A 25,687-nucleotide genomic window follows, 5' to 3' on the forward strand; every position below is an offset into this window, starting at 1 on the left:
GCCTTAACGGGCAGCCCCGTTGGTACCGAAATGGCGTATCCATTCAGCGACATAGAAGGCGATCGAAAGCAAGGTTAAAATCGTGACAAGCCCGATCAGGACCGGCAGGGCCGATCCGGCATCGAATCGCAGGGCAAGCGCCCCGAGCGCCAGTCCCGCCAGCAGGATTTGCGCCACGGTGTTGAGCTTGGACACCGGATGCGGCCGTACCGGCATCGGCCGGTTGATCATCTTGGCCACCAGAAATCCGCCGACGATCAGGATGTCGCGCGAGACCACGAGGATCACCAGCCAGCGCGGCAATGCCTCGGTGAAGCCCAGCGCCACATAGATCGACACGATCAGGGCCTTGTCGGCGACCGGGTCGAGCATGGCGCCGAGCTCGGTAGACATGTTGAAGCGTTTGGCGAGGAAACCGTCCACAGCGTCACTCAGACCTGCCAGCATGAACAGCACGAATGCCACCAGCATCTGGCCGGAGGTAATCGCCCACACAATGAGCGGCACGCAGAGAATGCGCGCCATGGTGATGAGGTTCGGCAGGCTCATGAATGTCCCGGCAGGAATCGGGCCGGATCGACCGGCCTGTGGTAATTATAGCCGCGCTCAAGGCATTGCACCTAATGCGATTTCCGCGCTACCACGCCGCGTGAATCCGCCGCCATGGCGCTTCGGAGGGCTTTCGGTTCATGTCCGGCAACAAGAGCGGCCTGACCTACGGCGAAGCCGGTGTCGATATCGATGCCGGCAACCGCATGGTGGATCTGATCAAGCCGCTGGTGCGGGCCACCGCGCGCGCGGGCGCCGATGCCGAAATCGGTGGCTTCGGGGGGGTATTCGACCTCGCGCGTACCGGATTCAAGGATCCGGTGCTGGTGGCCGCGACCGACGGTGTCGGCACCAAGGTCAAAATCGCCATCGAAACCGGACGGCACGACACCATCGGCATCGACCTTGTCGCCATGTCGGTCAATGACCTGGTGGTCCAGGGCGCGGAGCCGCTGTTCTTCCTCGACTATTTCGCCTGCTCGAAGCTTGATCCGGATACCGGGGCCAAAGTGGTGGCCGGGATCGCGCAGGGCTGCCGCGAGACCGGTTGTGCCCTGATCGGCGGCGAGACGGCGGAAATGCCAGGCCTCTACCAGCCGGGCGACTATGACCTGGCCGGCTTTGCCGTCGGCGCCGCAGAGCGCGGCACCCTCCTGCCCCGCAGCGATATTGCGGCAGGCGATGTCGTGATCGGGATGGCATCCTCCGGCGTCCACTCCAATGGATTTTCGCTGGTTCGCAAGATCGTGGAGCGCTCGGGTCTTGGCTTCGATGCGCCGGCCCCTTTCGCGCCGGGCAAGACTCTGGGCGAAGCCCTGCTCGTTCCGACGCGGCTTTATGTGAAGTCCTGCCTTGCCGCGATCCGGCAGACCGGCGCAGTGAAGGCGCTCGCCCATATCACCGGCGGCGGATTCCCGGATAATATTCCCCGCGCGCTGCCGAAAGACCTCGGCGCGGAAATCGACCTGTCGCAGGTGGACGCGCTTGCGGTTTTCCGCTGGCTGTCGCGCGAAGGCAATGTTGCGATGGCCGAGATGCTGCGCACCTTCAATTGCGGCATCGGCATGATTGCGGTCGTCGACCCCGGTAAGGCCGACGCTGTCATCAAGGTGCTGCACGAGCACGGCGAGACCGCGCGTCCGATCGGAACCGTGGTGCCTTGCGCCGCAGGCGGCGAACGCGTGACCTATCGCGGCTTACTCGATCTGTCGCTATAGACCATGGTCCGCAAGCGAACCGCGATCCTGATTTCCGGCCGCGGCTCCAACATGACCGCGCTGATCGAGGCTGCGCGCGACCCCTCCTATCCGGCCGAAATCGTGCTCGTGGTTGCGAACCGGCCGGATGCAGGCGGTCTGCAACGCGCGGCGGAAGCAGGACTTGAAACCGCGATCGTCGATCACAAGTCCTTCGGCAAGGATCGCGAGGCCTTCGAGCATGCATTGCAGGAGGTGCTGCAGGCGCACCGGATCGAGATCGTCTGCCTGGCCGGCTTCATGCGCCTTCTCACCGCATGGTTCGTCGCGCAATGGCCGGAGAGGATGGTCAACATCCATCCGGCTCTCCTCCCCGACTTCAAGGGGCTCGATACCCATCGCCGCGCCATCGAAGCCGGGGCAAAGGAGCACGGCGCCACGGTGCATTTTGTCGTGCCTGAAATGGATTCGGGCCCGGTCATCGCCCAGGGCCGCGTGCCGGTCTTTGCGGACGACACCGAGAGCGCGCTTGCAGCCCGCGTGCTTGCAATCGAGCATCGCATCTATCCGCTGGCGCTGAAGCTCGTTGCATCGGGCCGGGTCCGCGTGGAAAACGGGCGCTGCGTGATCGAAGGCCCGGTCAGCAATCAAGAAGCGGCGTTTCTTCCCGGCGCCGCACAATAAAAAAACCCCGGCGAACCGGGGCTTGAATAGTGAACGCGGTCCCGCCGCGCACTGGGATAATGGACTATTCTAAGCCACCTTGAGATTTTCGGCGGACGTCTTGCCGCGATTTGAGACGAGTTCGAATTCCACATTCTGTCCTTCGTTCAGGGTCGAAAGTCCTGCACGCTCGACGGCAGAGATATGAACGAACACGTCCTTGTCGCCGGTCTCCGGCTTGATGAACCCGTAACCTTTGGTCGGATTAAACCATTTGACGGTACCCATCGGCATCGTCTGTCTCCTGATCTGTCAGTCATTGATGACGCCCAAACGATCTGCCGCATCGGCGCCACAACCTAAGCTTTCGAGGGTCCGAACGGTCACGTCGCAACAAGGCAGCGGGGCGAAGGAGCCAAGGTCAGATTGCAAGGCAATAGGATGCCGGGAATGCGGCTTTAGCAAGACACGGGGCCTGCGTCTTGCAGTCACTGCAACGCTTCTGGTTCGCAGGTTTGAACGAAACTTTCCGCAAATGCTGCGAATGCGAAGCAGCCCTTACCGCAATTTAATCCGGCAAGATCATCAACCGGCGCCGGATGAACTTGTCGAGTTCGAGAATTGCGAAAAACACGACACCCAGCAAGACGATGCTCATGCCATCGGCCAGTGAGACGGCGCGGGTCTGGAAAATCGTCTGCATGAACGGCGCATAGGTGAAGACGAATTGCGCGGCCGATACCAGACCGACGCCGATCAGCACCGCCGGTGTTCCCACAAGGCCCTCCCAGGTCAGCGACGTTTCGTGCAGATAGCGCACGCTGAAAAGATAGAAGATCTCGAACACCACGATGGTATTGACGACGATGGTGCGCGCCTCCTCGACCGGGAGGCCCCGCGCTTTCGCCCAGAAGAACATGCCGAAGGCACCGGTCACGAACAGCAGAGACACGAGGACCACCCGCCAGATCAACAGGCCGGATAGAATGGGCTGATCCGGCTTTCGCGGCGGACGCCGCATGGCGTTCGGCTCGGTCGGCTCGAAGGCGAGTGTCAGTCCCAGCGCAACCGCCGTCACCATGTTGATCCAGAGGATCTGGACCGGGGTCATCGGCAGCGCGAGACCGAACAGGATGGCAACGATGATCGCCATGGCCTCGCCGCCATTGGTCGGCAGCGTCCAGCCGATCACCTTGGTCAGGTTGTCGTAGACCGTGCGGCCCTCGCGGACGGCGGCCACGATCGAGGCAAAATTATCGTCGGCGAGCACAATCTCCGCAGCCTCCTTCGCCGCCTCGGTGCCTTTCTGCCCCATCGCAATGCCGACATCGGCGCGTTTCAGCGCCGGCGCATCGTTGACGCCGTCGCCGGTCATGGCGACCACGGCGCCGTCGGCCTGCAGCGCCTCGACCAGCCGCAGCTTCTGCTCGGGCGTCGCCCGCGCGAACACCGTGGTGTTCCGTGCGGCCTCCCGGAATTGCGGCTCTTCAAGAGCCTCCAGCATGTCGCCCGTCATGACCGCACGGTGGTTCGGCAGGCCCAGTTGCTCGGCAATGGCGCCTGCCGTCACCGCGTGGTCGCCGGTGATGACCTTGACCGCGATGCCGGCGCGGCCGCACTCGCCGATCGCGGCAATCGCCTCCTCGCGCGGCGGATCGATCAGACCGGCAATGCCAAGCAGGACCAGACCGCTCTCGACATCCTGAAAGGTGAGATCGCGGCTGCCTGACGGCATCGGCTTCATCGCCAGCCCCAGAACCCGCTGGCCGCGCGAAGCAAGCGACTCGATTCTTTGGTGCCAATCCGCCGTATCGAAGGGTTCCGCACCCGAAGGTCCGAGCGCGTTCTTGCACAGACCAATCACGGTTTCGGGTGCGCCCTTGAGATAGAGGATCGAATTGCCGTCATGGCCATGATGCAGCGTCGCCATAAAGCGATGCCGCGCATCGAACGGGATTTCGTCGGTGCGCGGGATTTGCTTGCGCGTCAGGGCCACATCATAGCCGGCCTTTGCGGCGAAACTGACAAATGCCCCCTCCATCGGATCGCCGTCGACGATCCATCCGGCGTCCGCCTGACGCAACGTCGCGTCGTTGCAGAGCAACGCCGCGCGTGCAATTTCACCCAGCACGGGGTCGTCGATGGCGTCGATAACGCGACCGTCCCGCGAAATCTCTCCTCTCGGCTCGTAGCCGCTGCCGGCCACCTCGTATGTCGCATCCGCCGTGACGACGGTCTGCACCGTCATTTCGTTGCGCGTCAGCGTGCCGGTCTTGTCGGAGCAGATGACGGAAACCGAGCCCAGCGTTTCCACCGCCGGCAGCCGGCGAATGATCGCGTTGCGCGCCGCCATGCGCTGCACGCCGATGGCAAGTGTAATGGTCATCACGGCGGGCAGGCCTTCGGGAATGGCGGCAACGGCAAGCCCGACCATCGCCATGAAGGCGTCCGCCCATGCATAGTCGCGCAGATAGACCGCAAAGGCGAATACGGCCACGGACACGGCAAGGATCACCGCCGTGAGCTGGCGCGCGAACTGATCCATCTGCCGGACCAACGGCGTGGTCAGCGTCTCGACGGCGCCCAGCATCGCGCTGATGCGGCCGAGCTCGGTTGAGAGCGCGGTTGCCACGACGAGTCCGACGCCCTGCCCCGCCGCAACGAACGTACCGGAAAACGCCATCGGCGACCGGTCGCCCAAAGTCGCCTTGGCTTCGACAGGCGCCGTGCCCTTTTCGACGGGCACCGACTCGCCCGTCAGGATCGCCTCGTCGATCGTGAGGTTGCGGGCGCGGATCAGGCGCAGATCCGCCGGCACGCGATCGCCCGCCTCGATCAGCACCACGTCGCCGGGAACGATGTCCGTTGCATTGACCGTCACGCGGCGGCCGTCGCGCAGCACGGAAGCGCGCGGCGTGATCATGCTGCGGATCGCGTCCAGCGCCTGTTCGGCGCGCCCCTCCTGGATGAAGCCGATCGCCGCATTGAGCAGTACGACCGCAAAGATGACGGCGGCATCGACGCCGTGGCCGAGCAGCCCGGCGAGGACGCCCGCCGCGATCAGCACGTAGATCAGGAGATTGTGAAACTGCATCAGGAACCGCATCAGCGCGGAACGCGGCTTCGAGGTCGGCAGACGGTTCGGCCCGAAGGTGGCGAGACGTCGTGCGGCCTCGCTCTCGGTCAGTCCTTCGCGTTGCGCATCGAGGCGCTGCAGGCAGTCATCGACAGGGACAGCGTGCCAGGCGAATGGCGCATCCGCGGCACCCACCGGTGCGGGCAACGGGTGTGCATCAATTGGCTTTGTGTGACTTTGTGCGGGCATTGTCCCTCGGATCGGCCAGATTCACGTGGTGCCTCTTACCGGCAGTTCCACGCAAGACCTTGACTCGCCGCAAATCACGCCTGCGACAAACGCACCCACACCTTGTTGTCGTGAAAGGCGGCGCCGCCATATGGCGCGATCGAATCGGCTCCGGTCAGCGAGTTGATGCCGCAGCCGTCTTCGTAGGCAGTATTCGGCCAGATCGATTCGGCGATCACGACGCCGCGCCGCACGCCATCGAACAGCTTCGCGTGCAACCGCACAACGCCGCGCCTGTTGCCAACCACGATGCGATCACCGTCGGCAATACCGTATGCTGCGGCATCTTCCGGATGCATCATCAGCGTCGGCCGCCCTTCGCGCTTCACCGAGACCGGCGTTTCGTTGAAGGTCGAGTTCAGGAACTGACGCGCCGGCGAGGTCGCGAGCCGGAACGGATGCTCGGTGTCGGCCTCCTCCGTCACCGCCCAGTGATCCGGCAAGGCCGGCATCTGCGCCACCGGGCCCGCGGTCCACGGCGACTTGAACGGCACCGTCGGCCAGTCCGGCTTGAACCGGAATTTGCCGTCCGGCCACTTGAAGCCGTCGAGATAATGCGCTTTCTCGAACGGCGGCTGGCAATCGATCCAGCGCTCGCGCTCGAGCCGCTCCAGATCGCCCCAGCCAGATTTCTTCAGCGTCCAGTCGATGATCTCGCGCGGCGTCATGGCGAAGCCCGGATGGGTCACGCCGAGCCGCTGCGCGAGGCCACAGATCACGTCGTGATTGCTGCGGCATTCGCCCGGCGGATCGACGAGCTTCGGACCCAGCAGGATATATTGGCTGCCGCCGGCCTGATAGACGTCGTCGTGCTCCATGAACATGGTCGCGGGAAGCACGATGTCAGCCATCGCCGCGGTCTCGGTCATGAACTGTTCGTGCACGCAGACGAACAGGTCGTCGCGGGCGAAGCCGCGCTTCACCACATTCTGGTCGGGCGCGACCGATACCGGATTGGTGTTCTGGATCAGCAAAGCCGTCACCGGCGGCCCGCCGAAAAGCGCGTCGCGATCGCCGTCGAGGATCGCGCCGATCTTCGACTGATCGAGCATGCGCACCGACGGATCGGTGAGCTCCGGCGCCTCGATCATGTCCTTGTTCCAGTGATAGATCGCGCCGTTATTGTGGAACGCGCCGCCGCCCTCGTATTGCCAGGCGCCGGTAACCACCGGGATGCAGCTTGCCGCATGCATGTTGACCGCCCCGTTGCGCGAGCGCGAAAAGCCGTAGCCCAGCCGGAAAAAGGCGCGCTTGTTCTCTTTCACCAGCCGCGCGAACTCCTCGATGGTCTCGACCGGGCAGCCGGTAATCGCCGACGCCCATTCCGGCGTACGGGTCTTCAGATGCGCCTCGAGCTCGCGCGGCGCATCGCTGTAGCGGTTCAGGTAATCCCAGTCGGCGGCGCCGTCGCGGAACAGGCAATGCATGATGGCGCAGGCGAGCGCGCCGTCGGTGCCGGGCTTCACCAGCACCGGCAGGTCGGCCTGTTCCATGGTGCCGTTCATGTAGATGTCGATGGCGACGATCCTGGCGCCACGCTCCTTTCGCGCGCGCGTCGCATGCGTCATCACATTGACCTGCGTCGAGACCGGATTGGTCCCCCAGATCACGACAAGATCGGACTTCGCCATCTCGCGGGGGTCCGCCCCAGCGAGCTTGCCGGTGCCGGCGATAAAGCCGGTCCAGGCCGGGTTGACGCAGATCGTGGTCTGGAAGCCGGAATATTTCTTGGCGTGGCGCAGCCGGTTGATGCCGTCGCGCATCACGAGCCCCATGGTGCCGGCGTAGAAATACGGCCACACCGTTTCCGCGCCGTAGCGCGCTTCGGCCTTCAGGAATTGCTCGGCCACGATGTCGAGCGCATCGTCCCAGCCGATCGGCTCGAACGTGCCCGCACCCTTCGCGCCTTTGCGCCGCATCGGCTTGGTCAGCCGGTCGGGATGATGGATGCGGTCCGCGTAGCGCGCGACCTTCGCGCAGATCACACCGGCGGTATAGGCGTTCTCGTCCGCGCCCCGCACCCGGCCGATCCGCGCGCCATCGATCACCTCGACCTCGAGCGCGCAGGTCGAGGGGCAATCGTGCGGACAGGCCGATGCCCGGACAACAAGAGAGGCAGGGTGATGGATGTTCATCCTGCCTCTTGTTCTAGTTTACTGCGCGCGTTTTATCAAAACCGATTGCACGCCATCGGGAATGCCTACCGCCTGTGCGGGAACTCCTCTGGTCCCGGCGGATCGATCACCAGCGGGGCCTGCAACAGCTTCTTGTGCTGGTATTGCCGCAGCCAATAGCCCATCCCGACCACGAAGGCTGCCCCGCCGACCGCTGCGAAATAATGCAGGGTCTGGATGTCCGACGCAGTTAGCACAAAGGCGAGTGCTGCGTCCTTGACCATGATGTCGCCCGCCACCCAGCCGAGCAGCGCGGCCCCGGCCCAGACCAGGACCGGGAAGCGGTCGAGCAGCGACATCAACAGCGCCGAACCGGCAACGATCAGCGGGATCGAGGTGACCAGACCGAACACGATCAGCGCGGCCTTGATCTGCTCTGCATTCAGAGGATCGACCCGGATGCCCGCGGTCTCCGCTGCGGCCGCGATGGCAATGACATTGTCGAGGCTCATCACGATGTCGGCGATGGCGACGATCCGCACCGCCCGCCACAGATTGTCGGCGGCCGCGACCTTGCCCTCCCCGTGATCCTCCTCCGGGACCACCAGCTTGACTGCGACCCAAAGCAGAAGCACGCCGCCGATCAGCTTCAGGAACGGGTAGCCCATTGCCTGCGCCACCACGAGGGTGAAGACGATCCGCAGCAGCACCGCCACCCCGGCGCCGAGGATCATGCCCCAGAATCGCTCCTTGGCGGGCAGCATGCGGCAGGCAAGCGCGATCACCACCGCATTGTCGCCGGACAGGACGATATTGATCCCAATGATCTGCCCTGCCGCCAGCCAGAAGGCCGGCGACAGCATCTCGGCCAGAAGCGATGCCACCCGATACCCCTTTGTCAAACTACAGGTATCTACGACCGTAGATATACGGTGGCAACAGGGATCGCCCGTCAGCCGATAGAAACCCTCTATCGGACCCGGCCAGACATCTCAGCCGACGATTTCATTGCCGGAGAAGAATTGGGCGATTTCCTTGGCCGCGGTGTCCACGGCGTCGGAGCCATGGACCGAATTCTCGCCGACCGACTTCGCATAGATCTTGCGGATGGTGCCTTCCGCGGCCTTGGCTGGGTCGGTGGCACCCATGATCTCACGGTACCTGGCGATCGCGTTTTCGCCTTCCAGCACCTGGACCACAACCGGCCCCGACGTCATGAACTCGACGAGTTCGCCGAAGAACGGCCGCTCGCGGTGCACACCGTAGAAGGTCTCGGCTTCCGCCTTCGACATGCGGATGCGCTTTTGCGCGACGATGCGCAGTCCGGCCTTTTCGATGACCGCGTTGATCGCACCGGTCAGGTTGCGCGCGGTGGCGTCCGGCTTGAGAATCGAAAAAGTGCGCTCGATCGCCATGAATGACGTCCTCTGAAGGTGCTCGGAAAAGAAAGCCCGGAATGGGCGCGAGCGGCTTATAGCCATGCGCCCGGATCGCGGCAAGACAGCGCCTGCGGCGCCCGGCCGCACTCCGGCGTCTGACAAACCGCTGAATTCACGTGGGTTTCCGAAACTCCGCGGGTTTCGAACCAATTCCGCGCAGGCCGCGACTGAAGATCAGGATGTGACATCACATCCACCACAGGAGAGACCCCATGTTCCGCAAGACCCTTCTTGGCCTGGCCGCCGGTGCCGCGCTCGTCACTGCCGCGCTCGCCCCGACCGCCGCCTCGGCCCACTATTACGGCGGGTATTACGGCTACAAGTCGTACTACAAGCCCTATTACGGCTACCGCTACTACAAGCCGTACTACGGCTATCGTTCGTACTACCGTTCGTACCGCTACTACTAAGCACGATACGCCCGGTGGCGCCGTGCAGAACCCGGCCTCGACAAAGCGAGGCCGGGTTTTTCTTTTGCCGAGATCACGCGCTGATGCGGCGACGCGATCTGGGATGCGTCAGCGATCCGCGCGCTCGCGCGAACCCGTCCGGAGGTCGCTGGAAAACTTCGTACATCATGTCGCAGCCTTCATTGCGCAAGTTTAATCGAACGCGCGAACGGACTGCTCTCCACGCGCGACAGACCTGTACGGGATGCGCTCCGGCATCCACGCAAAAGGGAGAGATGACATGCTTCGCATGACTGCTATCGCGCTCGCTGCCGTCGCCACCGTCGGCATTGCCTCGCTCGGTTCAACCACCTCGGCGGAAGCCGGCTGGAAGCGCCACCATCACGGGCACTGGGGCCACGTTCACGTCCACGTCCGCCCGATCTACTACAATTGCTGGCGCCGGATCTGGGTTGGCGGCAAGTATGGCTACTGGAAGCGGATCAACGTCTGCTACTGATCGCTGTCGGCAGACGATCCTGCCGGGAGGCAGAGAGCCCCGGATTCCGTTGCGGGACCGGGGTTTCTTCCTTTTGGCTCGCATCATTACCGCTTCATTGCTTCGTGCAGCCTCGCGTTGAGGGAACCGGCATTCGGCCTGTTCCGCGGCGCCGGATGGCGCTGCGGTAGACAGGAGCTTTGCAGAAACCTGGGCTTCTGCGAAACTAAGCCGGTCAGCATAATCGAGAAGATATCTGAAACTGAATTCGCTTGTTCGATGGATGCGCCTGGAGCAGGACGTAAGATCAATCGCCGGCGTCTGATCGCAGGCGCCGCGGCGGCGGCCGCGCATGGCGCTTTCGACGGTGCGGCGCGTGCCGAAGCACCGTTCACCTTTGGCCTCACGCCGGTTTTCCTGACATCGGACCTTGCTTTGCTCGAGGCGCTGCAGGGTTATCTCAAGCGATCGATCAAGTCCGAAGTCCGGCTGGTGCTGCGCCGGACATATCAGGAGATTACCTCGCAGCTGGTCGCCGGACAGATCGATGCGGCATGGATTTGCGGCTATCCCTTCGTGGCATATCGCTCGCAATTGTCCTTGGTCGCGCTTCCGGTGTGGCGCGGTTCGAGCACCTATCAGGCCTATCTGATCGCCGCGGCGGGCCGTCAGGCGCAGACGATCGAGGATCTGAAAGGCGATGTCCACGCATTCTCAGATCCGGATTCAAATTCCGGCTCTCTGGTGACGCGGGCCGCCCTCGCCGAGCGCCGCATGCGTCCAGAGAGCTTCTTCTCCCGCAGCTTCTTTACCTACGGACATCGCAATGTGGTTCGCGCCGTTGCGTCCGGCCTCGCACAATCCGGGAGCGTCGACGGCTATGTCTGGGAAGTTGTCTCCGAAACCGAACCCGAGCTGACGCAAAAGACGCGGGTTGTCTGGAAATCCGACTGGTTCGGTTTTCCGCCGATCGCGACGTCCCGGAGCCTTGCGGAAACGCAAAGACTGCGGCGTTTCGCGGCGGCGCTGCGGGAGATGCAAGCCGACGAACTCGGCCGCCGCGTCCTGTCGTTGTTGCGGCTCGATGGATTTGCCGAGCCAAAGCCCGAATTGTTCGATGGCATCGCCAATCGCTTAGCTCTGGTCAGGCAGTTCGACTGATGCTGCGCAACCTTGTTCCGAGGCGCTGGCCCATTGCAATCAAAGTTCCGGTTCTGGTCGCATTGCTGATGCTGTGCGTCAGCATCGTGATTACCAACGCAGTGCTGTCGCGGCTCAAGGCGCTGCAGCAGCGCCAGCTTGCGACGCTGTCCACGACCTATCTGGAAGGTCTCGCCGCATCCCTGACGCCCTACGTCCTGCGCGAGGATGTTTGGGAAGCATTCGACGCCATCGATCGCCGGACCGGCTTGGGCGGCGGCTTCGGCCGGGCCAATGTCGTCGTCCTCGATAGCCGCGGCCAGACGCTCGCTTCCAGCGATCCCAGCACCATCCCGCTCGGCAGCGACCAGCCTTCGCTGTCGGAGCGTTTCGCTGCAAATGAAACCCTGCAGGTGGACGAGGATCGCGGCCGCGCCTATGCGCGCAAGGTGCTCGCCCATCAGGAACGCACCATTGGCCAGCTCTTCGCCGACTTCGACATCTCCCATCTTCTGCACGAGCGGCGGCAGGTGCTGCTCACCCTGATTGCCACGAATACCGCGATCGCCCTGATGCTCGCGGCCTTGGGATATTGGGCCACACGCAGGATGCTCGCGCCGCTCGGCGTGCTGTCAAGCCATCTCGACCAGGGCGCCAAAGGTCCGGTCAACCCGGTGCTTCCGGCATCCCTGCCCTCTCCGGACAGCGAGATCGGCCGCCTGTTCCAACGCTACAATGCGATGGCCCAAGCGCTCAACGAACGCGAGGCGATGGCCAAGCAACTGGCGGCCGAGGAAAAGCTGGCAAGCCTCGGCCGCCTCGCGTCGGGAGTTGCACATGAGATCAACAATCCGCTGGGCGGCATGCTGAATGCCGTCGACACTTTGAAGCGCCATGGCGAGCGGCCGAGCGTGAGATTGCAGTCACTCGACCTGATCGAGCGCGGGCTGCGCGGCATTCGCGACGTCGTCCGGACTATCCTCGCCACCTATCGCACCGACCACCAGCCGCGCAATCTGACGGCGGCCGACCTGAACGATATGCGCCTCCTGCTGGCGCCCGAGGCGGCGCGCCGCAATCTTCGCATCCTGTGGTCAAATGCTGTTTCGGGTGAAATCGCTCTGCCTGCGACGCAGGTTCGCCAGATCGTGCTCAATCTCGGGCTGAACGCCATCACCGCTTCGCCTGATGGCGGGACCGTCAATGTCCGGGTCCATGGCGGCGCGGGCACCCTCATCCTCGACGTGGCCGATCAAGGTCCGGGCCTGCCGCAACATGCCCAAGCCATTCTCGATGGATCGCGCCCCGATACGCCTTCCTTTTCCGAAGGTAGCGGACTCGGTCTTTGGCTGATCCGCCGCATGGTGTTCGACCTCGGGGGCCACATTCGTTTCAAGACCGCCAGCGGACAAGGCACCGAGATTTCCGTCAGTCTCCCAATCCAGAGCGAGACGGAGATCCGCCATGTCGCCTGAGCGTCACGTCATCGGTCTGGTCGAGGACGATCCGATCATGGGCGAGTCGCTGGTGCAGCGGCTGTCGCTTGAAGGCGCGAAGGTCCATTGGTGGCGGACCAAAAACGACTCCTTGCGGGCGCTGCCGGCGGCAAATCCCGATATCGTGATCTGCGATATCAGACTTCCGGACGGCAGTGGCGAGGAGGTCTTCAATGAGACCCGTCGCCGTCAAGCCGCGACGCCCTTTTTGTTCATGACCGCCTATTCCGACATCGATCAGGCGGTCCGTTTGATGAAAGCCGGGGCCGCCGATTACGTCGTAAAGCCATTCGAAATGAGCGTATTGCTGAATCGGCTGGCGAAGATCTCGCCTCGCGCGCACGGACAACGGCCGCATTCCAACAGCTTGCGCGATGCCCTCGTGGAGGCGGAGAAAGGCGAGATCGAGCGTGCGCTCAGCCAAACACAGGGACGGCTTGGGGAAGCGGCGCGCCGTCTCGAAATCTCGCGCACCACGCTGTGGTCGCGGATGAAGGCGCTCGGCATCGAGGCGCAGGCCTTCAAACGTTCAAGACGCTGAACATGGTGCGTCGCACACGTTCGAAAATCAGAACAAGTCATTGAAATAATTGAGGTATTCCCCCTTTTTCTCTTGCCTGCCCGCGGTCTCGTTGCAAGTTTGTGCGCGGGCACGGCGGTGATCGTCGCCCCTTCATAAACATCCGGAGGGATGACATGGGTTGGAAACGGCACGAGGCCGAGGATGCGGCCACTGCGCAGCGCATTCTCAAGCATGGTTCGAATATCGATCGGCGCAGTCTTTTTGTTTCGGCTGCAGCATTCGGCGCGCTCGCGGCAGCGCCTGCGGTGGCGCAAGCGCCCGCGGCAGCGCCTGCTGCACCCGCGGCTCCAGCCGCGCCGGCACGCCGGATCATCGTCAAGGACGATTCCCGCGTGCTCAATATCGGCGCGACGGTGCGCTCCGGGAATTACTGGAACTTCACCACCTTCATGACCCCGGTCGAGGAGTTCTACGTCCGCAATCACTATCCGACGCCGACCGCGGAGCAGAAAGCCGAACTGGTCCGCGACAGGTGGCGCCTCAAGGTGCATGGCGCATCGGTCGAGCGGCCGTTCGACATCGGTTACGAAGATCTCCTCAAGATGCCGTCCCGCACCATCATCGCCACGATGGAGTGCCACGGCAACGGGCGCACGCTGTTCTGGGAACAGGGCGGCTTCACCGCCAAAGACGTGTCCGGAGGCAACTGGGTGCTCGGCGCCATTGGCCAGGCCGAATGGCAATATGTGCCGATGAGCGAAATCTTCGCGCGCGCAGGCATCAAGCCGGACGCGGTGACGGTGCTGTTCTGGTCGGGTGTGGACGGTAACGACATGGGCCGGCCGATGCCCTATTCGGAGGTCGCGACGCGGGCCGACGACATCGGCGTGTGCTTTGCGATGAACGGCAATCCGCTGACGCCCGACCACGGCGCGCCGGTGCGGATCGTCGTGCCGGGCTGGGGCGGCACCGCTTCGATCAAATGGGTGACCGAGATCCGCGTTACCAACAAACGGGTCTGGACGCGACTCAACACCAAAGGCGAGGTCTATCTCGGCCCGACCTATGCGGCGCCCGAACACGGCCCTGACGACGAATTCCTGCCCGGTATCACCGCCGCCGACATCAAGGGGCCGATGGTCACCTGGATGCCGCCGAAGTCGACGCTCACGGTACCGCTGGTGCTGGAAAAGTCCCCGTCAGTGCCTTCGAATTATCCGCTGAAGAGGGACGAATGGCCCAAGCTCAGCGCCGGACAGCAGACCATGCGCGGATATGCCTGGGCGCCGCAACACGGCGTCAATACGGTGGAATACCGCATCGACGGCGGACCGTGGCAGCGCGCCACCATCCAGCAGCCCAATCTTGGCCGTTACACCTGGGTCCGCTTCACCTTTCCGTGGGACGCCAAGGCGGGCAAGCATACGATCGAGACGCGCACGACCGACAACGCGGGCGTTTCGCAGCCGGAGCAAATCCCGCTGAACACGCTCGGCATGGCGAACTGGTCGATTCCGAAGTTCAAGATTGAGGTCGTCTGACCGCAACGTCATGCAACATCGCCATGCCGCGGCATGTCTGCGGCATGGCGCAGATCGGTTCCATCCTCTCCTTCTGTGCGTGTCTCCGACCAACACAATGCGGTTTGTTTCGATGAAGCTTCATGTCATTGCTGTTGCCGTTGCCGCTGCGCTTTGCGGCTTTCCGGCAATTCGTTCGATCGCCGATCCCCATCCCCAGCTTGAGCGAGGCAAACAGGTCTACGCGCAATTCTGCACGCAGTGCCACGGCGTCGACGGCAAACGCGGCGAAGGCTATCAGACCCCGATCTGGGGCGAAGGCAGCCTGCTGGCCGCAAAATTCGGCAACGCGCAAAACCTGATCGAATACATGCAGATCATGCCGTTCAACGATCCGACCCTGATCAACGACACGCAGCGGCTCGATGTCACCGCCTATGTGCTGGCGAACCATGGCGCGCTCGCCAAGGACGCGCAGCTGCAGGTGCAGACGGCAGGGCAGATCACGATCAAATAGCCCGCCCCTAGACCAGCGCGATCAGCCGCACCGGGCCGCCGGTAGCCTCCTTCACTTTGGCTGCGCCCACCACCAGCGTCGCGCCGGCGGCCGGCGCCCGGTCGAGATTGGCGACATTCTCCAGCCCCCAGCGGCCGGACGGCAGCCACAGATAATGCGTCTTGAAATCCTTCGAGGCGCCGTGATCGAGCGACAGCGTATCCACCGCAAGCCCTGCCACCTTGCGCTCGGTCATCAGCCAATGCGCGGCATCCGGAGCAAAGCCCGGAAAATGGAAGCTCCCCGCCGCGTCCTTGCCGGTATATTTCGCGCCGTCGGTTATGTAGCGCGCCCAGCCGGAATGCATCGCCACACAGGCATTGTCGGGAATGCGGCCGTGCTTTTTCTCGTAGGCATCGAGGTCGGCCCGCGACAATTGATAGTCTGTGTTCTTCGCCGCCTGCTCCGACACGTCGACCACCGCCAGCGGCACCACCAGTGAGCCCGCCTCGATCCGGTCGGCGGTCACGCCGTTCTCGGAGAAATGGATCGGCGCGTCGAGATGCGTCCCGGCATGCTCCATGAGCTGCCAGACATAGGCATTGAACCCGTCCTTCTTCAGATCGGCCTGCCGCTTCATTTCGATTCCCGGCACGCCGAAGAAGGTCGGAAAGTCCGGCGACATCACATGCGTCAGATCGATCACGCGGCTGAACCTGCGTTCCTGTGCGACAGCAGGCCCGGCATTGACCGCCGTCGCCACGAATGCGGCCGCAGCACCGCCCCTGAAGAAGCCGCGCCGGCTCAACGCTGCGCGCACCGCATCTTGGCATCCTGGCACGCACATGACGGACACTCCTTCGGCCGCGGACACCGCGTCATCGTGACGCCTGTCGCATGACCGGCCCGCGTAAGCTGCATCATGAAGCGCAATCGCGAATCACGCTAGATGGTCGGTGCATATGACTTTGGGGAGGTATGTGCGCCGATGAGACTGAAAGCTGTTGTGGTCGCAACCGCCTTATGCACGGCCCTGATTTTTTCGGATGTCCGTTTCTCTGCCGACGCCCATGGCGTCCATCATCCCCGGCCGCGCCTCGGCGCCAGCCACAAGACGCCGACCGGCGCGCCGGAAACCTGGGGCACCTATTGCATCACCGAACTGGCGCCGCTGTTTCGCGAGGCCATCCAGCTCGCACAGGCCAACCAGCCGGCGACCGATGCCGCGCCGGCAACTGCACCAACAACGGCGCCCAAGAGCCAACCGCCGGGAACGGTGAACATCAAGCCCATGTTCCCGGTGCCCGCCCAGCAGACGACGGCCCAGCCATCCAGCCTCCCGCTGCTGAAGCCGCTGCCGCCCTCGATGTCGGCCAAGCCGCAGGAAACCACCGAAAAGATGACGATCTTTGTCGCGCGCAAGATCGTCACCATGGATCCGGGCTGGCCGACCGCGACCGCCGTTGCGGTCAAGGACGGCCGCATCCTGTCGGTCGGCACGCTGGAAGACCTTCAGCCCTGGATGAAGCGCTTTCCCTACGAAATCGACCGGCGCTTTGCCAAGCAGGTGATCTATCCGGGCTTTGTCGAGGCGCACGGCCATCCGGTGATGGGGTCGGTGGCAATCAGCCTGCCGCCCCTGACTTATTTCCCGCTGCGCAACCCTTACGGACCGGACTTTCCGGGAGTGAAGACCCGCGACGACGCGATGAAAGCGCTCCGAAAATACGTCAAGGAGGCCAAGCCGGGCACCACGGTGCTGACCTGGGGCTATGACGTGATTGCGATGGGCGGCGATCTGCTCGATCGCGATCAGCTCGACGCCATTTCGAAGACCCAGCCGATCATTGTCTGGGATGCATCGGAGCATTACGTTTTCGCCAACTCGGCCGCGATCCAGAAATACGGCATCACCAACGAGCTGGTCGCCAAGACCATCGGCGCCGGAAAAAATCCGGACGGCTCCTCGAACGGTCAATTCCTCGGCACCGAAGCCGCCAAGATCATCATGCTGAAGCCGCTCGCGGAGGTTCTGACGCCCGAGGAAGGCATGCGGCGGCTGCGCTATCTCGGCGCGTTGATGCAGCAGGCCGGCATCACCACCACGGGCGACCTGTTCTACGGCGGCGTCAATCTCGAACTCGAAAACATGCTGACCCGCCAGTATTTCGGCCAGCCCAACTCGATCGCCCGCATCGTGCATGTCGCCGACGGCGCCACCTTCCAGGAATTGTATGGCGACCGCGCCGTCGAGGAGGTGACCAAACTGCGTTACACCAGCAATGAGCGCCAGATCTTCAACGGCGTGAAATTCTATGCCGACGACGCCTTCGTCTCGTTCGGCATGGAGCTGCAATATCCCGGTTACATCAACAACGACCGGTTCAAGGGTCTGTTCATGTACACCTCGAAAGAGGCGTTCCTGAACGCGATGCGGCCGTGGTGGAATGCCGGCTTCCAGATTCATGTGCATTCCAACGGCTCCGGCGGCAACCAGATCACGCTCGATGCGCTGGCCGCCCTGCAGGCCGAGACGCCGCGCTTCGACCACCGCTTCTCGTTCGAGCATTTCGGGATTTCGAGCACCGCGCAGGTGCGTCAGGTCAAGGCGCTCGGCGCGGTGATCTCGACCAACCCCTATTACGTCTCCGAACGCGCCGACCTGAATGCCGACTATATCGGCACCGACCGCGCCTCGCTCGCGGCGCGGATGAACACGATCCTGCGCGAGAATATCGTGCTGTCGCTGCATTCCGACACCCCGGTCGGCGTGCCGAGCCCGCTCTACGAAGTCTGGACCGCGGTGAACCGCATCGGCGAATTGTCCGGAAAGACCCATGCGCCGGCCGAGCGCGTGCGCAATGTCGAACGGGCGATGCGGATGGTGACGATCGACGCCGCCTATACGCTTGGCGTCGACGACCGGGTCGGCAGCATCGAGGCCGGCAAATACGCGGACTTCGTGGTGCTCGACAAGGATCCGCAGGAAGTCAGCGCCAAGACCATCAAGGACATCAAGGTCATCGCGACCATCACGGCCGGGCGTGCAATGCTGACCTCGCAGACCCGCAAGCCGGACTGGCAGCTGCCGCCGCTCTGACGCTTGATCGGCCGCCGGGCGACCGGCGGCAGATCGCGGCCCGCACCCGGAAAGCATTCGGCCCGGGAGGAGGTTTCCGCCCGGGCCGATGTAAACTCCGACTTACTTCTTTTTCTTCTTCGCAGCTTTTTTCTTCTTGGCCTTCTTCGCCATAGCGTCCTCGTTCAGGTTTGAGGTGAAACGCCACTCGAGCCGCCGGAGGGCTGGCCCCGCCGTAATGTTCCGTGATTCGCAAAAAGAGTCACTGTCATCCCCCCGTCTTCAATCATCCCCGCAATTCTTTTCCTCATCGATTTCGTTTGAGACCAGCTCGGCTTGGCCGGGGAATCGGCCGCCGGCCGCGCGCAGACGGCCGGTTGATCTCGGGACCGCGATTGGCCACAACGCGCGCTCATGCTGACGATCGACAACCTCACCGTCCGCGTCGCCGGACGCCTGCTGATCGACGACGCCTCGGTGCGGGTGCCCGCGGGCAGCCGCGTCGGCCTGGTCGGCCGCAACGGCACCGGCAAGACCACGCTTTTCAATGTCATCACCGGCGATCTTGCGCCGGAATCCGGGAGTCTCGTGGTGCGCCAGCGCGCCCGCGTCGGGCGCCTGTTGCAGGAAGCACCGAGCGGGCCGGACAGCCTCATTGACGTGGTCTTGGCCGCCGACCGCGAGCGCGCAGCACTGCTCGCCGAAGCCGAGCACGCAACCGACGCTGACCGCATCGCCGCAATCCATACCCGGCTCGCCGATATCGATGCGCATTCCGCGCCGGCGCGCGCTGCGGCGATCCTTGCGGGCCTTGGCTTCTCGACCGCGGATCAGGCCCGCGCAGTTTCCGAGTTTTCCGGCGGCTGGCGCATGCGTGTCGCGCTTGCAGCGGTCCTCTTCTCCGAACCCGATCTGCTTCTGCTCGACGAGCCGACCAATTATCTCGACCTCGAAGGCACGCTCTGGCTCGAAGACCACCTCGCGCGCTATCCGCATACCGTGATCGTCATCAGCCACGACCGCGACCTGCTCGACAACGCGGTGGATTCGATCCTGCATCTGGAGAACGGCAAGCTGACCTTCTATCGCGGCGGCTATTCGTCGTTCGAGCGGCAGCGCCGCGAGCGCCAGATGCTGGATGCGAAATTCGCCAAGAAGCAGGAAGCACAACGCAAGCATCTGCAGGCTTTCGTCGACCGCTTCCGCGCCAAGGCGACCAAGGCGCGTCAGGCGCAGTCGCGGCTGAAAATGCTGGCGAGGCTCGAACCGCCGGCCGCCATGGTGAACGACGAGGTCCGCCCGATTGTGCTGCCCGCGCCCGACAGGACGCTGTCGCCGCCGATCCTCGCCCTCGACGGGGTGTCGGTCGGCTACGAGCCGGGCAAGCCGGTGCTGCGCAACCTGTCGCTGCGGATCGACGACGACGACCGCATCGCGCTTCTCGGCGCCAACGGCAACGGCAAATCGACGCTGGTGAAGCTTTTGGCCGGCCGCCTCGCGCCCATGAACGGCCGCATCACCCGCGCCGACAAGCTGCGGATCGCCTATTTCGCGCAGCACCAGCTCGACGAATTGCGGCCCAAGGACAGCGTGTATCAGCATGTGCGGCGGCTGATGCCGGACGATCCGGAGGCGAAGGTCCGGGCCAAGGCCGGCGCCATCGGCTTTTCGGCGGCGCGCGCCGATGCCACCGTCGAAACGCTGTCAGGCGGCGAGAAGGCGCGCCTCATGCTCGGGCTTGCCACCTTCGGCGGGCCGCATCTCGTGATCCTCGACGAACCGACCAACCATCTCGACATCGACAGCCGCGCCGCATTGATCGAGGCGATCAACGACTATCCCGGTGCGGTGATCCTCGTTTCGCACGACCGCTACCTGCTGGAAGCCAGCGTTGACCGGCTCTGGATCGTGCAGAATGGCGGCGTCGAAAACTACGACGGCGATCTCGACGACTATCGCCGGCTGATCCTGTCCGGCAAGGCAAGCGATACCCGCAACGCCAATTCCGGTTCCGTTGCGCCCAAACCCGGCGCCGAGGCCCGCAAGGCGTCCGGCGAACGACGTGCGGAGCTGGCCGCGCTCAGGAAGCGGATCGCGGCCGCGGAGCAGATGACCAAGAAGTTGTCCGCCGAGATCGAGAAAATGGATGCCACGCTTGCCGAATTGTTCGTCTCCGAACCGGCAAAGGCGGCCGCACTCGCAAAGACCCGCGCGGAGGCGGCGGACAAGCTTGCGCAGGTCGAAGACGAATGGCTGGAGGCCAGCGCAGCGCTCGAAGCCGCGCAGGCGTGATGCCGACTGCCGAACCGGCTTATTGCTGGGGACCGCGCAGAGGCGTCGGCATGCCTTGCTGCTGCCCCTGCTTCGCGGCTTTCTGCGGTCGTGCGGGTCGCGCAGGTCTTGCTGCCGGCGGCGCCTGCACCCGCTCCATGCTGACCAGCCGTCCTTCACGAAAGCGATAAAGCCCGGGCGACGGTCCCTGCGTCACGGTCAGGGTGGCGACACGGATGGTACCCTCGTTTGCGATGTTGAAGGTGTCCGGGGCGCCGGTGCGCTGCAGCACCTCGCATTCGGTCATGCCGAGCGCGACGCCGCCGGCCAGCACCGGCAATTGGCCCTGCCCGGCAAGCGCATCGGCCGGGTCGAGCGCGGGCGACGCCATGCCGTCCGTCGTCTGGGGCATCGCGCAGGAACCGTCCGGATTGATCAGATCGGCCTGGGTGATGGCGCGTCTGGTTTCGGCGCGGGCCTGATTGGCCTTCGCCCAGTCCGGCGTCGCAAATATATCCGCAGGCTTTGCGCCGGGCTGCGTGGCGTCCGAAGACGCGCAGGCGGCCAGCAACATGGCGGCGAGCGGCGTCGCAAGGCGCAACACGCATCGGAACTTTACGCAGGTTCGCACGGCTAGACCCCCAACTCCGGACCTTGCGGTCGAGAGAAGCCCGGATTGTTAGTCAGCAACATGGCAGCAATCAATCTGGCCCGATCACAGAATGCGAGGCTCGTTAACGCGGGTCAGCCCACACCTAGAAATCTGTGTAACGTATTGAGATAGAGTGATATTTTCATTCCCTGGCGTGCCGCAAACGGGGCGCGGTCACGCCTTCTGCACCCAGCGGCCATTCTCGTCGGGCTGCCAGTAGCTCGTCTCATGGCCGGCGGCCTTTGCTTCGGTCCATTGCATGCGGGCCTGCGCAACCAGATCCTCGTCATTGCCGTCGACGATCAGGACCAGCCGGTCGTATCGCGACGCGTCCTGAGGGATCGGCACGCCATCGATCAGAAAGCGGACATTGGCGTCGTTGAGGTTGCGATCGTCGGCGGCCAACAGAACCGGCTGATCGGCCGCATCGGCGCCGCGTGCCGTGCCATGCGGCAGAAAGCTGTCGTCGCGATAGGTCCACAAATGCGCGTCGAGCGCCTCGATCCGGTCATCGGACGCGGCTTGCACCACCACCCGCCAGCCGCGCTCAAGCGAAATTTCCAAGAGCTGCGGCAAGACCCGTTCCAGCGGGCGGTCGACAAGGTGATAGAAGCGGATTTCGGCCATACGCTTCTCGCAGTCTCTTAAGGGCGCTTTGCCAGCGCGGCAAACAAGGCTTCCGCATCACGCCGAAATTGCCGGCGCGACTCGTCGCGACCGTAGAACATATGGCCGCCGCGGTACGTGCGCAGTTCGAGGCGGCCGTTGAAATCGGGCAATTGGGCGAGGATCAGCGCGCTTTCGAAATACGGAGTCTGCAGATCGGAATAGCCATGCGCCACGATCACGCGCAGGCCGCGATCGAGCGCCAGCATTTTGCGCAAGGCCGTGACCGCCTCCGGCAGGCCGTGACCGTCGCTCCAGCGCCAGTTCTGGAACACAGTATCGTTCGAGACGACATACGGGACGACAGGCTTGCCGGCGACACGCAGCGCATTGTCCATGGCAGCGGTCAGCGGCGGCTTGAGCGCCGCGAGAAAAGGATCGGAAAAATCGGGCCGTGGCACCGAGGGATCGGGATCGTCGCCGGTGACGGCGGGGTCGTAAGCCGAGACCACCTTGCCGTGCTGCCGGGCGAACTCGCGCGTGAACAGGTTTTCGTCGACGCGGCCTCGCGCCGCCTCGACCACGCTGCGCGGCAGGCCCGTGATCGCGGTCACGCGCACCACCATGCGCTGCAAAGCTTCGCGGTTGCGCGGCCCTTTCAGAAAATCGTCGACAAACGCCGTGCTGGCATAATCCTGAATCGGGCCGAGCTTTTGCGCATCGAAGGTACCTTCGCTCTCCATGCGCGCGGCGGCGAATGACGGCAGCAGAGTCATGAAGGAAAGCGGCGAGGTCCGCGCATGATAGCGCCAGCCGTAATCGAGGATCGGCGAGACCAGGATCAGCCCGCTGACCGCGACGCCATGGCGGCGATGCAGCGCCTCCGCGAGCCGCGGCGTCCGCAATCCACCATAGCTCTGCCCGACCAGCACGATTTGCGCGCCGATCCGCTCGTATTTGCGCAGCCAGGTGGCGATCGCGTCGGCGAGAAAATCGATGTCGCCCTCGACCGACCAGATCTGCTCCCTGGCCCTGGCCTCGGACTTTCCAGGCACGAAGCGTCCCTGCCCCGTTCCCGGCGGATCGACGAAGACCAGATCGGTGAAGGGCAGCCAGCTTTCGGCATTCGGCACCAGCGGCCGCTGCTCGGAGGCGGCGCCGTCGAAGGCGATGCGCTGCGGGCCGAGCGCGCCGAGATTGAGATAGGCCGACGAGGTGCCGGGACCGCCGCCGATCACGAATGCGACCGGACGCGGCGCATCGGCGGGCTTGCGCAGGAATGCGATCACGCCGGCCTCGGCGACCGGCTTGCCGTTTTCGCCTTGGACGGCAATGCGTTCGATCAGCGGCAGATCGACCTCGGCCCGCGCGCCGAGCGCCGTCAACAGCACCAACGCAATCGCGAATGCGCGCCTCATCGCGGCCTGTTCTGCGCTGCTATTTTTCGTACGACTCGGTCACCAGCCGGTCGAGCAGACGAACGCCATAGCCCGATCCCCAGCTCTTGTTGATGTCGGTCTGCGGCGATCCCATTCCAGTGCCGGCAATGTCGAGATGCGCCCAGGGCGTCTTGTCGACGAACCGCTGCAGGAATTGCGCAGCCGTGATCGCACCGCCCATGCGGCCGCCGGTGTTCTTCATGTCGGCAAACTTGGAATCGATCTGCTTGTCGTATTCGGGGCCGAGCGGCATCCGCCAGACACGCTCGCCAGTCAGCTTTCCCGCTTGCGTGAGCTGTTCGGCGAGCTTGTCGTTGTTGGAAAAAAGCCCGGCATATTCATGCCCGAGCGAGACGATGATGGCCCCGGTCAGCGTCGCCAGATCGATCATGAATTGCGGCTTGTAGGTCTTGCCGACATACCAGAGCAGGTCGGCCAGGACCAGCCGGCCCTCGGCATCTGTGTTAATGATTTCAATGGTTTGGCCGGACATCGAGGTCACGATATCGCCGGGCCTTTGGGCATTGCCGTCGGGCATGTTCTCGACCAGCCCGATCGCCCCGATCGCATTCACCTTCGCCTTGCGGCCCGCCAATGCATGCATCAGGCCGACCACACAGGCCGCGCCCGCCATGTCGCCTTTCATGTCTTCCATCCCGGCCGCCGGCTTGATCGAGATGCCGCCGGTATCGAAGCATACCCCCTTGCCGATGAAGGCGAGCGGCTTGTCGCCCTTCTTGCCGCCATCCCAGCGCATGATGACGACGCGGCTCTCACGCGCCGAACCCTGGCCGACGCCAAGCAGCGCGTTCATCTTGAGTTTGGTCATCGCCTTCTTATCGAGAATCTCGATGCCGACGCCGAGCTTGCGCAATGCGCCGGCGCGGCGGGCGAATTCTTCGGGATACAGGACATTGGCCGGTTCGTTGACCAGGTCGCGCGCCAGCGTCACCCCGTCCGCAATCGCCTCGCGCGACGCGAAAGCCTTGCGGGACTTGTCGGGTTCGGCGGTGCCGATGGTCAGCCGCCGTTGTTTGGGAGTGTCGTCGTCTTTTTTCTTGGTCTTGTAGCGGTCGAACGAATAGGCGCGCAGCGACGCGCCAAGCGCAAGATCGGCCACTTCGTCCGGTGTCAAGTCCCGGTCCGGGAACTCGCCCGCGATCGCGATCTCGGCGGCGCGCGCCGGAACCCGGCCGAACGCCGCCCCTCCAAGCTTGACCATATCCCGGCCCGGTTCGTCGGGAGACGTGTCGTCGGACGACTCCGCAACCGATTTGGCCGCGACCCCGATCACGATCAGCCGTGACACTTTCAGGCCGGAGGGTGCCACCAGGTCGAGCGCGGTGCCGCTCTTGCCCTTGAAGCCGTCGGCGGCGGCCGCCCGCCTTAACAGATCGACCGCGGGCTTTAGCAAGGCCCGGGTTTTCGGCCCGAATGCCAGGTCAGAGCCGGCAAATACGATCAGGACAGCCTTTTCCGGCGCCGAATAGCTCGAAAATCCAATCTTCAGTGCGCCAGCCATGTCTATTCCCTGTCAAATTTGCGCCTGGGAACCGTTTAGGGGCTCGCCGCGGTCGCGCCAATGACTTTCGCCACCCCGCGGCGTCACCCGTCAGAGCCGACCGGCCGGCATCGGTTAACCATAATGGAACCTGACCCTGCGCCGGAACGTGATGCGGAAGCCACAGCGCCGTAAATCTTGCCGCCGGATTAACTTTTTTCGATGCATTTTCAACAGCTTTGCCTTGGCTGAGACACTTTGTGAATCGATCATGAAGATGTCCTGGAAGGCAGGTTCGGAGAGTCGCTGCCGGGATGCGCCAAGGGTCCAGCTGGGGCCCGCGGACGGTATCAGGGGGAATGTCGGGCCGCATGGCTTTGTACGGGTCTGGATCGCTGAAGCTGCCGCATCTGCGGTTGCGCTGGCCGCGCCTGCCCGCGGGCTGGCCGCGCCTTCCCGTTCGTCTGCCGGCGGTGCCGGGGCTGGGTGCCATCAACCGGTATATTTTCCGCACCACCTTCGGCGCGTTCGCGATCGTATTGTTCAGTCTGACCTCGGTCATCTGGATCACCCAGGCGCTGCGCGACATCGATCTGATGACCAGCCGGGGCCAGACCGTGCTGGTCTTCCTTGGCATTACCGGCCTCGTGATACCGATGCTGGTTCTGGTGATTGCGCCGATCGCGCTGATGATCGCGGTGATGCATGCGATCGGCCGGCTGTCGAACGATTCGGAACTGATCGTGATGAA

At 63.8% G+C, this 25,687-nt stretch carries 23 protein-coding genes; 12 read left to right on the forward strand and 11 right to left on the reverse strand.

What is annotated here, in order from left to right; genetic code table 11:
* Positions 1 to 3 precede the first annotated feature (3 nt).
* The gene (locus ACK41X_RS04695) at positions 4 to 549 is read right to left on the reverse strand and encodes a CDP-alcohol phosphatidyltransferase family protein (RefSeq protein ID WP_409719771.1); all 546 of its coding nucleotides are present in this window, start codon (positions 547 to 549) and stop codon (positions 4 to 6) included.
* Positions 550 to 689: 140 nt separating this feature from the next.
* Between ACK41X_RS04695 and purM the strand changes: the two genes are divergently transcribed.
* Complete coding sequence (gene purM, locus ACK41X_RS04700; protein WP_409719773.1) at positions 690 to 1,766, forward strand: phosphoribosylformylglycinamidine cyclo-ligase; 1,077 nt, start codon at positions 690 to 692, stop codon at positions 1,764 to 1,766.
* Between the two features lie 3 nt (positions 1,767 to 1,769).
* Positions 1,770 to 2,429 carry a phosphoribosylglycinamide formyltransferase gene (gene purN / locus ACK41X_RS04705; protein ID WP_409719775.1) on the forward strand — a complete coding sequence of 220 codons (660 nt, stop codon included), beginning with the start codon at positions 1,770 to 1,772 and terminating at the stop codon, positions 2,427 to 2,429.
* Positions 2,430 to 2,498: 69 nt separating this feature from the next.
* Here the strand turns inward: purN and ACK41X_RS04710 are convergent, their stop codons facing one another.
* The 5 genes from ACK41X_RS04710 to ndk form a co-directional block, all read right to left on the reverse strand.
* Positions 2,499 to 2,702 carry a cold-shock protein gene (locus tag ACK41X_RS04710; RefSeq protein ID WP_409719777.1) on the reverse strand — a complete coding sequence of 68 codons (204 nt, stop codon included), beginning with the start codon at positions 2,700 to 2,702 and terminating at the stop codon, positions 2,499 to 2,501.
* 274 nt (positions 2,703 to 2,976) lie between these two features.
* Positions 2,977 to 5,733, reverse strand: coding sequence for a cation-transporting P-type ATPase (locus ACK41X_RS04715; RefSeq protein WP_409719779.1), 2,757 nt, complete (start codon positions 5,731 to 5,733; stop codon positions 2,977 to 2,979).
* A gap of 74 nt (positions 5,734 to 5,807) precedes the next feature.
* A complete protein-coding gene (locus ACK41X_RS04720) occupies positions 5,808 to 7,907 on the reverse strand; it encodes a molybdopterin-dependent oxidoreductase (protein ID WP_409719781.1) in 2,100 nt (699 codons plus the stop codon).
* 65 nt (positions 7,908 to 7,972) lie between these two features.
* Positions 7,973 to 8,749 carry a TerC family protein gene (locus ACK41X_RS04725; RefSeq protein WP_409719816.1) on the reverse strand — a complete coding sequence of 259 codons (777 nt, stop codon included), beginning with the start codon at positions 8,747 to 8,749 and terminating at the stop codon, positions 7,973 to 7,975.
* A 129-nt stretch (positions 8,750 to 8,878) separates the two neighbouring features.
* Positions 8,879 to 9,301, reverse strand: a complete 423-nt coding sequence (gene ndk / locus ACK41X_RS04730; protein WP_409719783.1) for a nucleoside-diphosphate kinase — start codon at positions 9,299 to 9,301, stop codon at positions 8,879 to 8,881.
* Positions 9,302 to 9,537: 236 nt separating this feature from the next.
* Here ndk and ACK41X_RS04735 point away from each other — a divergent pair, with 236 nt between their 5' ends.
* The 7 genes from ACK41X_RS04735 to ACK41X_RS04765 all read left to right on the forward strand — a co-directional run bounded on the left by ACK41X_RS04735 (position 9,538) and on the right by ACK41X_RS04765 (position 15,409).
* Entirely contained in the window at positions 9,538 to 9,735 is a 198-nt protein-coding gene (locus tag ACK41X_RS04735; RefSeq protein WP_409719785.1) for a hypothetical protein, read from the forward strand.
* A 280-nt stretch (positions 9,736 to 10,015) separates the two neighbouring features.
* Positions 10,016 to 10,234 (forward strand): hypothetical protein, encoded by a 219-nt coding sequence (locus ACK41X_RS04740; protein WP_409719787.1) that lies wholly within the window; start codon positions 10,016 to 10,018, stop codon positions 10,232 to 10,234.
* Positions 10,235 to 10,492: 258 nt separating this feature from the next.
* On the forward strand, positions 10,493 to 11,374 hold the full coding sequence (locus ACK41X_RS04745) for a PhnD/SsuA/transferrin family substrate-binding protein (RefSeq protein ID WP_409719789.1): 882 nt from the start codon (positions 10,493 to 10,495) through the stop codon (positions 11,372 to 11,374).
* Complete coding sequence (locus ACK41X_RS04750; protein ID WP_409719791.1) at positions 11,374 to 12,828, forward strand: sensor histidine kinase; 1,455 nt, start codon at positions 11,374 to 11,376, stop codon at positions 12,826 to 12,828. Before ACK41X_RS04745 ends, ACK41X_RS04750 begins: the two co-directional genes overlap by 1 nt.
* Positions 12,818 to 13,390 (forward strand): response regulator, encoded by a 573-nt coding sequence (locus ACK41X_RS04755; RefSeq protein WP_409719793.1) that lies wholly within the window; start codon positions 12,818 to 12,820, stop codon positions 13,388 to 13,390. The genes ACK41X_RS04750 and ACK41X_RS04755 overlap by 11 nt, the downstream gene beginning before the upstream one ends.
* A 155-nt stretch (positions 13,391 to 13,545) precedes the next feature.
* Positions 13,546 to 14,913 carry a molybdopterin-dependent oxidoreductase gene (locus tag ACK41X_RS04760; RefSeq protein ID WP_409719795.1) on the forward strand — a complete coding sequence of 456 codons (1,368 nt, stop codon included), beginning with the start codon at positions 13,546 to 13,548 and terminating at the stop codon, positions 14,911 to 14,913.
* 112 nt (positions 14,914 to 15,025) lie between these two features.
* Positions 15,026 to 15,409, forward strand: coding sequence for a c-type cytochrome (locus ACK41X_RS04765; RefSeq protein ID WP_409719797.1), 384 nt, complete (start codon positions 15,026 to 15,028; stop codon positions 15,407 to 15,409).
* Positions 15,410 to 15,416: 7 nt separating this feature from the next.
* Here the strand turns inward: ACK41X_RS04765 and ACK41X_RS04770 are convergent, their stop codons facing one another.
* Positions 15,417 to 16,235: a cyclase family protein gene (locus ACK41X_RS04770; RefSeq protein ID WP_409719799.1), complete on the reverse strand. Its 819-nt coding sequence runs from the start codon at positions 16,233 to 16,235 to the stop codon at positions 15,417 to 15,419.
* 141 nt (positions 16,236 to 16,376) lie between these two features.
* Here ACK41X_RS04770 and ACK41X_RS04775 point away from each other — a divergent pair, with 141 nt between their 5' ends.
* Together ACK41X_RS04775 and ACK41X_RS04780 are read left to right on the forward strand one after the other, a co-directional pair.
* The gene (locus ACK41X_RS04775; protein WP_409719801.1) at positions 16,377 to 18,488 is read left to right on the forward strand and encodes an amidohydrolase; all 2,112 of its coding nucleotides are present in this window, start codon (positions 16,377 to 16,379) and stop codon (positions 18,486 to 18,488) included.
* Between the two features lie 393 nt (positions 18,489 to 18,881).
* Positions 18,882 to 20,759, forward strand: a complete 1,878-nt coding sequence (locus ACK41X_RS04780) for an ABC-F family ATP-binding cassette domain-containing protein (protein ID WP_409719803.1) — start codon at positions 18,882 to 18,884, stop codon at positions 20,757 to 20,759.
* Between the two features lie 19 nt (positions 20,760 to 20,778).
* Here the strand turns inward: ACK41X_RS04780 and ACK41X_RS04785 are convergent, their stop codons facing one another.
* From ACK41X_RS04785 to ACK41X_RS04800, 4 genes are all read right to left on the reverse strand, one after another.
* Positions 20,779 to 21,369, reverse strand: a complete 591-nt coding sequence (locus ACK41X_RS04785) for a hypothetical protein (protein WP_409719805.1) — start codon at positions 21,367 to 21,369, stop codon at positions 20,779 to 20,781.
* A gap of 195 nt (positions 21,370 to 21,564) precedes the next feature.
* Positions 21,565 to 22,017, reverse strand: coding sequence for a DNA polymerase III subunit chi (locus tag ACK41X_RS04790; RefSeq protein WP_409719807.1), 453 nt, complete (start codon positions 22,015 to 22,017; stop codon positions 21,565 to 21,567).
* Between the two features lie 17 nt (positions 22,018 to 22,034).
* Positions 22,035 to 23,414 carry a S10 family serine carboxypeptidase-like protein gene (locus tag ACK41X_RS04795; protein ID WP_409719809.1) on the reverse strand — a complete coding sequence of 460 codons (1,380 nt, stop codon included), beginning with the start codon at positions 23,412 to 23,414 and terminating at the stop codon, positions 22,035 to 22,037.
* A gap of 19 nt (positions 23,415 to 23,433) precedes the next feature.
* Positions 23,434 to 24,957, reverse strand: coding sequence for a leucyl aminopeptidase (locus tag ACK41X_RS04800; RefSeq protein WP_409719811.1), 1,524 nt, complete (start codon positions 24,955 to 24,957; stop codon positions 23,434 to 23,436).
* A gap of 461 nt (positions 24,958 to 25,418) precedes the next feature.
* Between ACK41X_RS04800 and ACK41X_RS04805 the strand changes: the two genes are divergently transcribed.
* Positions 25,419 to 25,687: LptF/LptG family permease (locus ACK41X_RS04805; protein WP_409719818.1), on the forward strand; the 269-nt coding region annotated here is incomplete at its 3' end.

It is taken from the genome of Pseudorhodoplanes sp., assembly GCF_046289595.1.
Classification (GTDB): domain Bacteria; phylum Pseudomonadota; class Alphaproteobacteria; order Rhizobiales; family Xanthobacteraceae; genus Pseudorhodoplanes.

Excerpts from the sequence above, each read along its gene's own strand:
- ACK41X_RS04695 (WP_409719771.1), bottom strand. The coding sequence starts at position 549 with ATGAGCCTGCCGAACCTCATCACCATGGCGCGCATTCTCTGCGTGCCG.
- purM (WP_409719773.1), top strand. The coding sequence starts at position 690 with ATGTCCGGCAACAAGAGCGGCCTGACCTACGGCGAAGCCGGTGTCGAT.
- purN (WP_409719775.1), top strand. The coding sequence starts at position 1,770 with ATGGTCCGCAAGCGAACCGCGATCCTGATTTCCGGCCGCGGCTCCAAC.
- ACK41X_RS04710 (WP_409719777.1), bottom strand. The coding sequence starts at position 2,702 with ATGCCGATGGGTACCGTCAAATGGTTTAATCCGACCAAAGGTTACGGG.
- ACK41X_RS04715 (WP_409719779.1), bottom strand. The coding sequence starts at position 5,733 with ATGCCCGCACAAAGTCACACAAAGCCAATTGATGCACACCCGTTGCCC.
- ACK41X_RS04720 (WP_409719781.1), bottom strand. The coding sequence starts at position 7,907 with ATGAACATCCATCACCCTGCCTCTCTTGTTGTCCGGGCATCGGCCTGT.
- ACK41X_RS04725 (WP_409719816.1), bottom strand. The coding sequence starts at position 8,749 with ATGCTGTCGCCGGCCTTCTGGCTGGCGGCAGGGCAGATCATTGGGATC.
- ndk (WP_409719783.1), bottom strand. The coding sequence starts at position 9,301 with ATGGCGATCGAGCGCACTTTTTCGATTCTCAAGCCGGACGCCACCGCG.
- ACK41X_RS04735 (WP_409719785.1), top strand. The coding sequence starts at position 9,538 with ATGTTCCGCAAGACCCTTCTTGGCCTGGCCGCCGGTGCCGCGCTCGTC.
- ACK41X_RS04740 (WP_409719787.1), top strand. The coding sequence starts at position 10,016 with ATGCTTCGCATGACTGCTATCGCGCTCGCTGCCGTCGCCACCGTCGGC.
- ACK41X_RS04745 (WP_409719789.1), top strand. The coding sequence starts at position 10,493 with ATGGATGCGCCTGGAGCAGGACGTAAGATCAATCGCCGGCGTCTGATC.
- ACK41X_RS04750 (WP_409719791.1), top strand. The coding sequence starts at position 11,374 with ATGCTGCGCAACCTTGTTCCGAGGCGCTGGCCCATTGCAATCAAAGTT.
- ACK41X_RS04755 (WP_409719793.1), top strand. The coding sequence starts at position 12,818 with ATGTCGCCTGAGCGTCACGTCATCGGTCTGGTCGAGGACGATCCGATC.
- ACK41X_RS04760 (WP_409719795.1), top strand. The coding sequence starts at position 13,546 with ATGGGTTGGAAACGGCACGAGGCCGAGGATGCGGCCACTGCGCAGCGC.
- ACK41X_RS04765 (WP_409719797.1), top strand. The coding sequence starts at position 15,026 with ATGAAGCTTCATGTCATTGCTGTTGCCGTTGCCGCTGCGCTTTGCGGC.
- ACK41X_RS04770 (WP_409719799.1), bottom strand. The coding sequence starts at position 16,235 with ATGTGCGTGCCAGGATGCCAAGATGCGGTGCGCGCAGCGTTGAGCCGG.
- ACK41X_RS04775 (WP_409719801.1), top strand. The coding sequence starts at position 16,377 with ATGAGACTGAAAGCTGTTGTGGTCGCAACCGCCTTATGCACGGCCCTG.
- ACK41X_RS04780 (WP_409719803.1), top strand. The coding sequence starts at position 18,882 with ATGCTGACGATCGACAACCTCACCGTCCGCGTCGCCGGACGCCTGCTG.
- ACK41X_RS04790 (WP_409719807.1), bottom strand. The coding sequence starts at position 22,017 with ATGGCCGAAATCCGCTTCTATCACCTTGTCGACCGCCCGCTGGAACGG.
- ACK41X_RS04795 (WP_409719809.1), bottom strand. The coding sequence starts at position 23,414 with ATGAGGCGCGCATTCGCGATTGCGTTGGTGCTGTTGACGGCGCTCGGC.
- ACK41X_RS04800 (WP_409719811.1), bottom strand. The coding sequence starts at position 24,957 with ATGGCTGGCGCACTGAAGATTGGATTTTCGAGCTATTCGGCGCCGGAA.